General features: G+C 69.5%; 9 protein-coding genes. 4 read left to right on the top strand and 5 right to left on the bottom strand.

Features of this window, described 5'->3' with window-relative positions; all coding sequences use genetic code 11:
* Positions 1–30: 30 nt before the first annotated feature.
* From GD970_RS05945 to GD970_RS05930, 4 genes are read right to left on the bottom strand one after another with little or no spacing between them, the layout of a single operon-like run.
* Positions 31–852: a carbohydrate ABC transporter permease gene (locus tag GD970_RS05945; RefSeq protein ID WP_152201923.1), complete on the bottom strand. Its 822-nt coding sequence runs from the start codon at positions 850–852 to the stop codon at positions 31–33.
* Positions 849–1,805 carry a carbohydrate ABC transporter permease gene (locus GD970_RS05940; RefSeq protein ID WP_152201920.1) on the bottom strand — a complete coding sequence of 319 codons (957 nt, stop codon included), beginning with the start codon at positions 1,803–1,805 and terminating at the stop codon, positions 849–851. Before GD970_RS05940 ends, GD970_RS05945 begins: the two co-directional genes overlap by 4 nt.
* Entirely contained in the window at positions 1,802–3,958 is a 2,157-nt protein-coding gene (locus GD970_RS05935) for an outer membrane protein assembly factor BamB family protein (protein ID WP_405002562.1), read from the bottom strand. The genes GD970_RS05940 and GD970_RS05935 overlap by 4 nt, the downstream gene beginning before the upstream one ends.
* 47 nt (positions 3,959–4,005) lie before the next feature.
* Positions 4,006–4,869 carry a MurR/RpiR family transcriptional regulator gene (locus tag GD970_RS05930; RefSeq protein WP_211489639.1) on the bottom strand — a complete coding sequence of 288 codons (864 nt, stop codon included), beginning with the start codon at positions 4,867–4,869 and terminating at the stop codon, positions 4,006–4,008.
* 137 nt (positions 4,870–5,006) lie between these two features.
* Here GD970_RS05930 and GD970_RS05925 point away from each other — a divergent pair, with 137 nt between their 5' ends.
* The 3 genes from GD970_RS05925 (at position 5,007) to GD970_RS05915 (ending at position 7,539) form a co-directional block, all read left to right on the top strand.
* Positions 5,007–5,633 carry an HAD family hydrolase gene (locus GD970_RS05925; RefSeq protein ID WP_152201912.1) on the top strand — a complete coding sequence of 209 codons (627 nt, stop codon included), beginning with the start codon at positions 5,007–5,009 and terminating at the stop codon, positions 5,631–5,633.
* Positions 5,634–5,786: 153 nt separating this feature from the next.
* On the top strand, positions 5,787–6,881 hold the full coding sequence (locus GD970_RS05920; RefSeq protein ID WP_152201910.1) for an S-(hydroxymethyl)mycothiol dehydrogenase: 1,095 nt from the start codon (positions 5,787–5,789) through the stop codon (positions 6,879–6,881).
* 31 nt (positions 6,882–6,912) lie between these two features.
* Positions 6,913–7,539: an MBL fold metallo-hydrolase gene (locus GD970_RS05915; RefSeq protein ID WP_152201907.1), complete on the top strand. Its 627-nt coding sequence runs from the start codon at positions 6,913–6,915 to the stop codon at positions 7,537–7,539.
* A gap of 91 nt (positions 7,540–7,630) precedes the next feature.
* Here GD970_RS05915 and GD970_RS05910 read toward each other — a convergent pair whose 3' ends face one another.
* Positions 7,631–7,891, bottom strand: a complete 261-nt coding sequence (locus GD970_RS05910; RefSeq protein ID WP_152201905.1) for a hypothetical protein — start codon at positions 7,889–7,891, stop codon at positions 7,631–7,633.
* 437 nt (positions 7,892–8,328) lie between these two features.
* On the opposite strand from GD970_RS05910, the gene GD970_RS05905 reads away from it, so the two are divergent.
* Positions 8,329–11,415: a DUF3427 domain-containing protein gene (locus tag GD970_RS05905; RefSeq protein ID WP_152201903.1), complete on the top strand. Its 3,087-nt coding sequence runs from the start codon at positions 8,329–8,331 to the stop codon at positions 11,413–11,415.
* The last annotated feature ends 486 nt before the right edge of the window (positions 11,416–11,901 follow it).

Below are 11,901 nucleotides of genomic sequence, written 5' to 3'. Positions count from 1 at the left end.
GGGCAGGTCTGGGAAAGGTGCGTGACGGCGTCAGCCGGTGACCTCGGTGCCGCTCATGCCGCGGACGAACTGCTTCTGCGCGACGAGGAAGAGCAGCACGATCGGCAGGGTCACGAGGGTGGCGCCGGCCGCGAGCGCGCCGTAGTCGAAGCCGGTGGCCGCGTCCTGGAAGATGGCCAGCGCCAGCGGCGGGGTGGACAGCTCGGGGCTGCGGGCCACGAGCAGCGGCCACATGTAGTCGTTCCAGTGGACGAAGATCGAGTAGACGCTGAAGGCCGCGATGCCGGGGCGGGCCATGGGGACGGCGACGCCCAGGAGCGTGCGGACCGGGCCGAGCCCGTCCATGGCCGCCGCCTCCATCAGGGCGTCGGGGATGGCCATCATCTGCTGGCGGATCATGAAGATCCCCAGCACCGAGGTGGAGAAGGGCAGGATGAGGGAGGCGAGGGTGTCCGCCAGCCCGGCCTGGTTCAGCCCGATGAACAGCGGGATCATCGTGACCTGCGTGGGCACGAGCAGGCACAGCAGCACGAAGCCGAAGGCCTTGCCGGTCCACCGCCGCCGGTGCTTGGCCAGGACGAAGGCGGCCGGCACCACGGTGAGCAGCTGCAGCGCCAGGATCCCCAGGGTGACGATCACGCCCACGCCCATGGCCTGACCGAGGTTGCCCTGGGTCCAGGCGCGGGCGTACCCGGTGAGGGTGGGGTTCTGCGGGAGGAACGAGATGCCGTCGAAGAAGACCTCGTCCGCCGGGGCCACCGAGGTGCGCAGCATCCAGTAGAACGGGAAGAGCGCGACGACGACGGCGACGGCCAGGAACGCCCATCGCGCGGGGCGGCGGGTGCGGCTCATCGGTCCTCACCGCCCAGCAGGGCCTTGCGCTGCCACACGCCGACGGCGAGCAGGGCGACCAGCAGGAGGAAGTTCAGCGCCGAGGCCGCGCCGAGGTTGAAGTACTCGAAGCCGTAGCGCCAGGTCAGGGTCTGGATCAGCTCGGAGGAGTAGCGCGGGCCGCCGTCGGTCATGACCCGGACGGTGTCGAAGGCCTGGACGGACTGCAGGATCGCCATGACGACGGCGAAGATCACCGAGGGCCGCATGGCCGGCAGCGTGATCTTGGTCAGCTTGGTCCAGCCGGTGATGCCCTCCATGCGGGCGGCCTCGTTCATGGTGCCCGGGATGGTGGTCAGGCCGGCGAAGAAGATCATCATCGTGAACGACGCCGTGCGCCAGACGCCCACGAGCGCCACGGTGAGCAGCGAGGTTTCGGTGCTGCCCAGCCAGTTGACCGGGGCGAGGCCGACCAGGCCGAGCAGCTGGTTGGCGAAGCCGCCGCGCAGGTCGAAGATCCACTTGAAGGTCACGGCCATCGCCACGAGATTGGCGGTCATCGGCAGGAACAGCAGCGTCCGGGCGAGCGCCTTGCCCCGGGTGAGGGCGTCGGTCGCCAGGGCGAGGGCCAGGCCGATCGCCAGGGACGGCACGATGGTGATGACGGAGTAGACCGCGGTGTTGGTGATGGCGGTGCGGGCCCGCGTGTCGCCGAGGAGCGCGGTGTAGTTGCCCAACCCTACGAACTCCCACGGCCCGCCGGTGAGCGGGATGCGGAAGAAGCTGCCGACGAAGGAGAGCACGGCGGGCAGGAGCACGAAGACGAAGGCGAGCACCAGGGCCGGCGTCACCATGAGGGCCGGGGCGAGCCGGCGCCGGCGGGGCGCCGCCGCCGGGCGGGGTGCCGCCGTGGGGCGCGGCTTGGCCGTCCGGCGCTCCGCCCGGGAGCGGGCGGGGGCGGTGGTGAGGGTCATGACAGGTCTCCCTTCTCCAGGGCGAAGATGCCGCCGTCCACGCCGATGCCGACGACGTGCTCGCCGGCGTCGGTCAGCGGGGCGGCGATCGGGACGCCTAGGTCGAGGCGGGCGAGCTCGGTGCCCTCGAGGGAGACCGTGCGCACCGTGCCGTCCAGGCCGGGCAGCAGCAGGCGGTCCTCGAGGAGCAGCGGCGGGGCGAGGACGGTGCCGCCGGTCTTGGCGTAGGGCTGCAGCGGGAAGGGCGCCGCGGGTGCGACCGGGAGGTCCCACCGGGTGCCGCCGTCCTCGGGGTCGAGCAGGCGCAGCCCGCGCCCGCCCACGGTGACGACCACGCCCGCGTCGGTGACCAGCGGGGCGGCGGGGCTGAAGCTGCCCTCGTGGCGGGCGATCCAGCGCAGCCGGCCGGAGGTGGCGTCGACGCTGATGGTCGCCGCGTAGCCGGGCATGAGCACCGCGTCGGTCGCCGGGTCGAAGGCGGCGGTCCCCATCACGAGCAGCCGCTTGGCCTCGGGGAAGTCGGCAAGCGAGGCGGCGGCCTCGGCGGGCCACCGGTCCGCGCCGGTGGCCAGGTCGAGCCCGCGGGGGTACTGCGGGCTGGGCCACCAGCCGATCGCGACGAGGTCGCCGACCACCAGCGGCGCGGCGTGGTTGACGAGGTTGTGGTGCGGGGCCAGGTCGGTGCGGCGCCAGAGCACCTCGCCGGTGCGGGCGTCCAGGCGGCGCAGGTCCGCCTGGTCCCCCACCACGACGCTCTGGCCGGCGGGGGTGGGGGCGCCCCAGGCGAACCGGCGCAGCGGGTCGGAGGAGGGGCGGCGCCACACCGGCTCGCCGGTCTCGGCCCGGTAGGCGGCGACGTCCCCGGTGACCTCGGCGGCCACCACGAGGTCGCCGACGACGGCGGGACTCACCTTCACCGCCGCGGCGGTGCGGGCCGTCCACAGCACCTCGCCAGTGCGCGCGTCCAGGGCCTGGACCGCGCCGGCGGGGGCGTCCTCGATCTGGGAGCCGGCGAAGAGCCGGTCCCCCGCGACGCTGACGCCCTGGCGGTGCCCGGCCCCGGCCAGGAAGGTCTGCCACGCCGTGACACCCGCGCCGGACCGTCCGACAGCCGCCGTCCCGGGACGCGGCGTGGCGGCGATGGTGGCCTTGCGCAGCGCGCCCGCCGCCTCCGACCGTGCCGGGGCGTGCAGGGCGATGGTGTCGAGCGTGAAGCGCTCACCGTCCCAGGTGACCTTGCGCCACGACGGCGGGGAGTAGTCCAGGCCGGCGAAGAGGGCCGGCGGGGTGTTGACGTGCAGGACGCCGTCGACCTCCACCACCCGGGAGGTGTGCCAGTGCCCGGAGAAGGTGGCCACGGGCGGGCGCGGGGCGGCGTCGAGGACGTAGCGGCCGGGCTGGTCGTGGAAGAGCAGCGCCCACGGCGTGTGCTCGGGGACCTGCGCGAGGTCCGCGCGCAGCCACGCCTCCTGGGCGGCGTCGTCGAGGCCGAGCTCGTGGGTGTGCCAGTCCATGGCCACCACGTGCAGCCCCGGCACGTCGAAGCTGTACCAGCGCGGGCCCAGGTGGCGCTCGTACTCGGCGGGGTCGCCGGTGTTGGTGAGGTAGTTGTGGGCGGTGAGGACGTTCTCGTGACCGCCGTTCATGTGGTCGTGGTTGCCCGGGATCGTGTGCACCGGCGCGGGGCTGGCGCCGAGCACCTCCATCAGCGCGGCGTACTCGTCGGGCAGGCCGTGGTCGACGAGGTCGCCGGTGAGGAAGACCGCCTGGACGTCCGGGGCGACCTCGGGCAGCGCGGTGAGGAAGTCGCCCAGCTGCCCGGCCAGCCCGCCCTCGGGGTACAGGGCGTGCTCGCTGCGCTGGCTGCCCACCGCCATGCCGCCGGGGACGGAGACGTGGGTGTCGCTGAGGTGGACGAACGCGAAGGGCAGCGCCTGGGGATGGAGGTCGAGGTCGAACGTGAGGGGGTCGGGCCCGGCGGGCTGCCACCACGGCGAGGCCGTGAAGCCGGCGGGGCGGGTGAGGAACACGAAGCGGCCGCGGTCGGGCAGGCGGAAGGCGCCGTCGTCGTCGGTGCGGACGACGTCGTGGCCGTTGGACACCATCACGCCGCGCATCCCGCGGCGATCGGGTCCACGAACGATTCCGTGCATGTCTCTCATCTCTTGGGCTGGAGGGGGCGGGGAGGTCCGGGACGTCGCTAGAAGCGGTGCTCGGTCAGGACCTCGGAGGTGGCCTGCAGGTGCTCCTCGGCGCCGGCGACGCGCTGCTTGAGGACGAGGAAGATGGCGTCCAGCACCGTCAGGTGGACCAGGCGGCTGGTGAGCGCCTCCACGCGGACCTTCGTCTCGGCGCTGCCGGCGACGATGGCCACGTCCGCGATCTCGGTGAGCGGGGAGCTGGCGAAGGACGTGATGACGTAGACCCGCGCGCCGGCGGCCTTGGCGGCCCGGGCGGCCGCCAGGGTCTCGAACGTCGAGCCGGTGTGGCTGACGGCGAGGAACACCGCGCCGGGGCCGAGCATCCGGGCGGAGACGTGCTGGGCGTGGACGTCGGTGACGAAGGTGGCGTCCAGGCCAAGGGTGGTCAGGCGGTAGGCCGCGTCGGCGGCCACCGGGGCCGAGGTGCCGACGGCGCCGAGCTGGATGCGGCGGGCGGCGAGCAGGCCGTCGACCAGGTCGTTGACCGCCGCCGGGTCGAGCACCGCGGCGGCCGACTCCAGCGCGGCGGCCGTGTCGCGGAGCACGGCGACCGTGGCGCGGTGGGCGTCCTGGGGCTCGCCGGCGACCAGGGCGTCGACAGGCGCGGCGGGCACGTGCGCCAGCGCCACCCGGGTCTTGAGGTCCTGGAAGCCGCGCAGCCCGATGGAGGTGCACATGCGCACCACGCTCGCGGGGGAGGATCCCGCGCGGGCGGCGAGCTGGGTGACCGAGAGGTCGATGACCCCGAGCGGGTCCGCGAGGAAGACGTCCGCGACGCGCCGCTCGGCGGGCGAGAAGGCGGGGAGGTGAGACCGCACCCGCTCTCGCACATCGGCCCCGGTTACGGTGTTCTCGCTGGTCACGGCAAGGACGCTAGGCAGGGGTTGTGAACGCCAACCGCCCCCCAGGTGAACCGTGAAAGAACATTTCAGGTCCCGGCCGTTCATGAAACTCCGCTTCAGTGAGGGCTTCTTGTCCTTCGTCGCAAAGGAGCTCTCACATGCCCGCACCGGCCCGCTCGCTGGTCCTCGTGGACTGGAACGGCACCGTCATGGACGACCTCGATCGGGCGCTGGCCGCGATCAACGCCGCCACCGCCGAGCACGGACTCCCCGCGCTGGACCGACCGGGGTTCCAGCGCTCCTTCACCCTCCCGATGCGCACCTGGCTGCGGAACCTCGGCGTGCCGGAGGACCACCTCGAGGCCGTCGAGGCGGCGTGGAACGTCGAGATGCAGACGTCGGCTCCGCTGCGCGCCGGGGTCGCTGACACGCTGAGGGTCCTGCGGACGGCGGGCGTCGTCACCGGGGTCGTGACGGCGGCGAACCGGGCGGCCATGCGCTACGACGTCGAGCACACCGGCCTGCGGGGCGTCTTCGACCACGTCCACACCTCGGTGCGGGACAAGGCCGCCCGGCTGGCGGCGCTGCGCCCGCTGGGACGCCGGGCCTACTACGTGGGCGACACCGCCTACGACATCGAGTGCGCGCGGACCGCCGGGTACGTCGCCATCGGGGTGGGCGCGGGCTACCAGGCGGCGGCGATCCTTGCGAAGGCGGGGGCGGACCACCACCTGGAGCACTTCTCGGAGCTGCTCGACATTGTCGGGCCGGTCCGGGTGGCCTGAGCGCCCCGAGGGCGTTCCACGAAGGGCCCTCACCGACCACGGTTCACGGCCACCGCCCGCCCAGCGGGAGCGGTCGAGACCCGGCGTGTGGGATGGCTTAGGTTGGACGGTGCCGGGTCGAAACGTGCCGGCCACCGCACCGAAGGGGGAACGATGCCGTACACCGTCAAGGGAGCCATTGCCCGCAGCGAGGGCGCCGAGGTGGAGATCGTCGACGTCGTGGTGCCCGACCCGGGCCCGGGCGACGTCATCGTCGACATCCAGGCCTGCGGGGTCTGCCACACCGACCTCTCCTACCGCGACGGCGGCATCAACGACGAGTTCCCCTTCCTGCTGGGCCACGAGGCCGCCGGCAGCGTCTCCGCCGTCGGCGAGGGCGTCACGCACGTCCAGGTCGGCGACTACGTGATCCTGAACTGGCGTGCCATCTGCGGGGAGTGCCGAGCCTGCAAGCGCGGCCAGCTGCAGTACTGCTTCAACACCTCCAACGCCAGCAAGAAGATGACGCTGACCGACGGCACCGAGCTGACCCCGGCCCTGGGCATCGGCGCCTTCATCGAGAAGACGATCGTCCACGAGCGCCAGTGCACCAAGGTCGACGAGGCCGCCCAGCCCGAGGTCGCCGGCCTGCTCGGCTGCGGCGTCATGGCGGGCATCGGCGCGGCGATCAACACCGGCGAGGTGCGCCGCGGCGAGTCCGTCGCGGTCATCGGCTGCGGCGGCGTCGGCGACGCCGCCATCGCCGGCGCGAAGCTGGCCGGGGCGACGACGATCATCGCCCTGGACATCGCCGACGCCAAGCTCGAGGGCGCCAAGCAGTTCGGCGCCACCCACACGATCAACACCTCCGGGATGTCCGAGGACGAGGTCGTCGCGGCGATCCAGGAGCGCACCAACGGCTTCGGCGCCGACGTCGTCATCGACGCTGTCGGCCGCCCGGATACCTACCGCCAGGCGTTCTACGGCCGCGACCTGGCCGGACGGGTGGTCCTCGTCGGCGTCCCGCACCCTAAGTTCGAGCTCAACCTCCCGCTCATCGACGTCTTCGGCCGCGGCGGGGCGCTGAAGTCCTCCTGGTACGGCGACTGCCTGCCCGAGCGTGACTTCCCCATGCTCATCGACCTCTACCTCCAGGGCCGCCTGCCGCTGGACAAGTTCGTCACCGAGACGATCTCGGCCGACCAGATCGAGGCCGCGTTCGGCAAGATCCACGACGGCACCGTGCTCCGGTCCGTCGTGACGTACTGACCCCGCTCACCGCTTTTAGAAGGGACCTGCCATGGTGGCCCGTGTCGACAACCTCGTGACCTCCGGGACGTTCTCGCTCGACGGCGGAACCTGGGACGTGGACAACAACGTCTGGCTCGTCGGGGACGACAGCGAGGTGATCGTCATCGACCCCGCCCACGACGCCCGGGCGGTGGCCGACGCCGTGGCTGGCCGCACCGTGACGGCGGTGCTGCTCACCCACGGGCATGACGACCACATCCGCGCCGTCGGGGAGTTCCGCGACCTGGTCGGCGCCCCGGTGTACCTCAACCCCGCCGACCGGATGCTCTGGGACGCCGTCTACCCCGACGGCTCCCCCGATCGCGAGATCGCCGACGGCGACACCTTCGAGGTGGCCGGCACGGTGCTGACCGCCGTGCACACCCCCGGCCACTCCCCCGGCTCGACGTGCTTCTACGCGCCGGACCTCGGCACCGTCTTCACTGGCGACACCCTGTTCCAGGGCGGGCCGGGGGCGACGGGCCGGTCGTACTCGGACTACGGCACGATCGTCGCGTCGATCCGCGAGCGCCTGCTGGTGCTGCCCGAGGAGACGGTGGTGCGCACGGGGCACGGGGAGAGCACGACCATCGGCACAGAGAAGCCGTCGCTGCCCAAGTGGGAGGCGAAGCTTTAAGAGAAATCCGCCTGACCGCCGGTCACCTGCAAGCTCGAATCAGAGACTGGAGGCGATAGGTGGCGCTGAGCGGAGGTGGGTACCGCCGAGCTCAACGCTCGAGCAGCACGCGGACTGTGTCGGCACGCACGCCGTCGTGCTTCATGGCGTCCGCGGCCGCGTCCGACTTCATGAACTGCTCGAAGACGTCCAGGGCAGGTCCCTCGATGATCAGGCCGGCACGATGGGCGTCGGTCGGGTCGACGAACGTGCGGACCGTGTACCCGAGCGGGCCGAACAGCTCCTCTCGCTTGGGCGATTTCAGCCATCGATCGGCGTCTTCAATCTCGTGAAAGACCAGGATTGTCGGCATGTCATGCCTCCGGAGTTGGACCGATACGGCCGCTGCCGACGGTAGCCCCTCCCGAAGCACCGGTACAGGGCTCGGATCCTGAACGAGACAATCGCCAGCGGCCCGCGCACGACGTCCGCGCAGTGGCCGACCGCCGTCCGCGGCCGCGCGGTGACGGCGGTGTTGCGATCGTCGCGTCGATCCGCAAGCTGCTGCTGACGCTGCCCGAGGACACGGTGGTGCGCCCCGGGAATGGGGAGAGCAGGACAATCGGGGCGGAGAAGCCATCGCTGCCCGAGTGGGAAGCGAAGCTCTAACCAAACGAGAGCCGCCTCAACACGCGGCCTCTCAGGACCCCGAGCGCCGACCAGGACGCCGCCGTTCCCGCGTCTCGTTCGAAGTTTTCCGTCGGTGTCACTCCGCAATGGCAGACTGCAAACAGCGCCGAGGAGGGCACATTGAACGAGGGCATCTACGAACAGCTCATCACACGGAAAGTCGAGCGAGACCTCGCGGGATTGCCGCACCTTCGCGCGGACATGCACGTCGTCGATACGGCGGATGAACCGGATGTCTTGGCACGGCATATCGGTGCCGAGGTAGCACGCGTCTTGCGTGACACCAAGAACGAAAACAAGCGCATGCAGCTCGCGAACGAGATCTTGGACGTGCTCCGGGCAGATGGCGAGGCGGTCGCTCCGCCGACCCGACAGCTCCTCTCGCTCGTCGAGCCCGCCCAGATCGGCACGGGGACGAGGTACGGAACTCGTCCCCGGACTCCCCTCTCCGACGCCGCACTCCTCACCAACGCCAAGAGCGATCCGAGCCTCGGTGCTGAACTTCGCGCCGAGATCGACTCTGCAGACGAAGTCGACCTCCTGTGCGCCTTCGTGAAGTGGCACGGCCTACGCATCCTGGAAGACCCGCTGCGGCGATTCGCCGAGCGTGGAGGCCGGCTTCGAGTGATCACGACTACCTACATCGGCGCCACTGAGCGCAGAGCTCTGGACCGCCTCGTCGAAGAGTTCGGCGCCGAGGTGAAGATCCAATACGAGATAGCTAGGACCCGGCTGCACGCGAAATCGTGGCATTTCCGCAGGAGCTCCGGCTTTAATACCGCCTACGTCGGTTCATCGAACCTCTCGATGGCGGCACTCCTTGACGGCGTCGAGTGGAACGTCCGGCTGTCGGCGGTCGCGACTCCCGCGCTGCTACAGAAGTTTGACGCCACATTCGAGACCTACTGGAATGACGCGTCGTTCAGAACCTACAACCCTGCCCGGGACGCCGGCCTGCTGGACGCGTCCTTAGCGGAGGCGAGCGGTCGCCAGTCCGGTACGGCGCCGAGCCTGAGCCTATCCGGGCTCGAGGTACGCGCCTACCCACACCAGCAGGAGATTCTCGAACAACTCGAGGTCGAACGGACGGTCTACGGTCGCCACCGCAATCTCGTCGTGGCAGCAACAGGCACCGGCAAGACAGTGGTTGCGGCTCTCGACTACCGGAACCTGGCGCAGGCGGCGGCCCGCCGTCCACGGCTTCTTTTCGTCGCGCACCGCATGGAGATTCTTCAGCAGTCCCTCCGCACGTACCGTGAAGTGCTAGCCGACGGCTCCTTCGGGGAGCTCTGGGGCGGCCGGCATGAGCCCGAGCGGGGCGAGCACGTCTTCGCCACGATCCAGACGCTGGACCGACGCGGCATGAGTTCCATTGCGGCCGATGCGTTCGACGTGATCGTTGTGGACGAGTTCCACCATGCCGAGGCCGGGAGCTACAAGCGCCTCCTGGGACATTTCACGCCGGTCGAACTGCTCGGGCTAACGGCGACGCCCGAGCGGGCGGACGGCGTCGACGTCCGCGACTTTTTCGGAGGCCACACCGCCGCAGAGCTGCGACTCTGGGACGCCCTCGATGCGAACTTGCTCAGCCCTTTCCACTACTTCGGCATCGCCGACACCGTCGACCTGCGCGATGTGGGCTGGAGGAGCGGACAGTACGACCGGACGGAACTCGAGAATGTCTACACCGGCAATGACGCCCGCACCCGCATTATCCTCAAGCAGGTCCACGCCAAGGTGGGGGACGTGCGGAGCATGCGCGCCCTGGGCTTCTGCGTCGGGGTCCGGCATGCCCAATACATGGCGGATGCCTTCACGAATGCCGGCATCCCGTCGCGAGCCGTATGGGGCGACACAGAGACGGAGGTCCGGCGGGCTGCCCTGACCGACCTCCGCGACCGGCGCGTCAACGTGCTCTTCTCAGCAGACCTCTACAACGAGGGCCTAGACCTCCCCGACGTCGACACCGTGTTGTTCCTGCGGCCGACGGAGAGCGCCACGATCTTCCTCCAGCAACTCGGTCGCGGCCTGCGGCGCACTCCCACCAAGGCGGTCCTCACCGCGCTCGACTTCGTGGGTCATCAACACAGGGAGTTCCGGTTCGACCGTCGCTACCGAGCCATGACCGGAGCCAGCCGCGCAGGCTTGAAACGACAGGTGGAGAACGGCTTCCCGTTCCTGCCGTCTGGCTCCCAAATCGTGCTGGATCGGGAAAGTCAGGCGCTGGTCCTCGAGAACATCCGGAGCCAGCTCAATCCCAATTGGAAAGTCCTCGTGCAGGAGCTACGCAGTCTGGGCGACGTCTCCCTTCGCAAGTTCCTTGACGAGACCGACTTTGAGCTAAGCGACGTCCTGAAGAATTCGAAGAACTGGACCCGGCTTCGCCGTGATGCCGGGCTCCTCGTGCCCCAGCAAGGCCCGCATCACGACAATGTCATCAAGCGAGGGCGTGCGCTTGCGCACGTTGACGACCTCCCGCGCGCGACGGCCTACCTCCAGCTTCTAGCTGACCACGCACCCCGCTACACAGACCTTGACGCTGACATGCAGCGGTACGCACGCATGCTCGTCTTCAGCATTTGGCCTGACGGCGGCAGCCACCGTACCTATGAGCAGGCCCTCGAGGCTCTGCGGGGCGAATCGGCGGCGCGCACGGAATTCCGCGAGATCATCGAACTGGCGATGGAGCGGATCAGCCATGTCCCGGTCCTACTCGAGGGCCCACTTGCCGGCTCGGCACTCGCGTCCCACGCCCACTACACCCGTGAAGAGATTGCCGTCGCGCTCGACTACGCCAGCTTCGACCGCTTACCGAACAGCTTCCGCGAGGGAGTCTTCTTCTCGGAACCGTGGAAGACCGACTCGTTCCTCGTCACGCTCAAGAAGTCCGAAGAGGACTACTCCCCAACGACGATGTACAACGATTACGCGATGAGTTCTGAACTGTTCCACTGGGAGTCTCAGTCGCGCACGACAGTGGCCTCCCGGACCGGCCAGCGCTACCTCAACCATCGGCGGCTGGGCACCAAGGTCCTGCTCTTTGCACGCGAGACGAAACGGAACTCGCTCGGTACCGCTCCGTACCTGCTTCTTGGCGACGCCGACTATGTGACGCACTCGGGTGAACGCCCCATCGCCGTCACGTGGAAACTTCGGCGAGCCCTGCCGACTAACTTTTACTATTCCACAGCAGTTGCCATCAGTTGACCTAGAGCGGGCTTATGTATAGCGCCTCGGTGCCTGTTCCACAACCGACTTGTGATCGTCACGCTCAAGTCGATAGGTCACCTCACGAATCGCCACCACGACACCGGGGTCCAAACAACCCGGTCTAGCACCCCTCCGACTCAGTTAGTCGCCATCGACGGCGACTACGCCGCGAAAGAGGCACAATGGATGTGTCTGCTCTGCTAATCGAGGTTGAGGCTGCATTAGGTCTTGAGACGGTCACGCCGCTGACCTAGGCCGTCATTGACCCGGCGCCCGCTTTCACCAGGCCAGCATCGAGGACCGCTGAGGCCAAACCATGCGCTTCCGCGCCAGCACCTCCCTGCCCATCATCAAGGATTTCGGTTGCTTGCCTCTGCCCGCCGGAAGCCGGCCCAGCGCTCTTCCGCGTCTGTCTCCCGGTGATGCTTGAGAACCTCGATCAGGCTATGGACCGACCGGGGGCTTGGCACCTTGAGTCAAGGT

The organism is Georgenia thermotolerans, from assembly GCF_009193185.1.
Lineage (GTDB): Bacteria > Actinomycetota > Actinomycetes > Actinomycetales > Actinomycetaceae > Georgenia > Georgenia thermotolerans.
This window is presented reverse-complemented; position numbering and strand designations above follow the sequence as displayed.

Excerpts from the sequence above, each read along its gene's own strand:
- GD970_RS05945 (WP_152201923.1), bottom strand. The coding sequence starts at position 852 with ATGAGCCGCACCCGCCGCCCCGCGCGATGGGCGTTCCTGGCCGTCGCC.
- GD970_RS05940 (WP_152201920.1), bottom strand. The coding sequence starts at position 1,805 with ATGACCCTCACCACCGCCCCCGCCCGCTCCCGGGCGGAGCGCCGGACG.
- GD970_RS05935 (WP_405002562.1), bottom strand. The coding sequence starts at position 3,958 with ATGCACGGAATCGTTCGTGGACCCGATCGCCGCGGGATGCGCGGCGTG.
- GD970_RS05925 (WP_152201912.1), top strand. The coding sequence starts at position 5,007 with ATGCCCGCACCGGCCCGCTCGCTGGTCCTCGTGGACTGGAACGGCACC.
- GD970_RS05920 (WP_152201910.1), top strand. The coding sequence starts at position 5,787 with ATGCCGTACACCGTCAAGGGAGCCATTGCCCGCAGCGAGGGCGCCGAG.
- GD970_RS05915 (WP_152201907.1), top strand. The coding sequence starts at position 6,913 with ATGGTGGCCCGTGTCGACAACCTCGTGACCTCCGGGACGTTCTCGCTC.
- GD970_RS05910 (WP_152201905.1), bottom strand. The coding sequence starts at position 7,891 with ATGCCGACAATCCTGGTCTTTCACGAGATTGAAGACGCCGATCGATGG.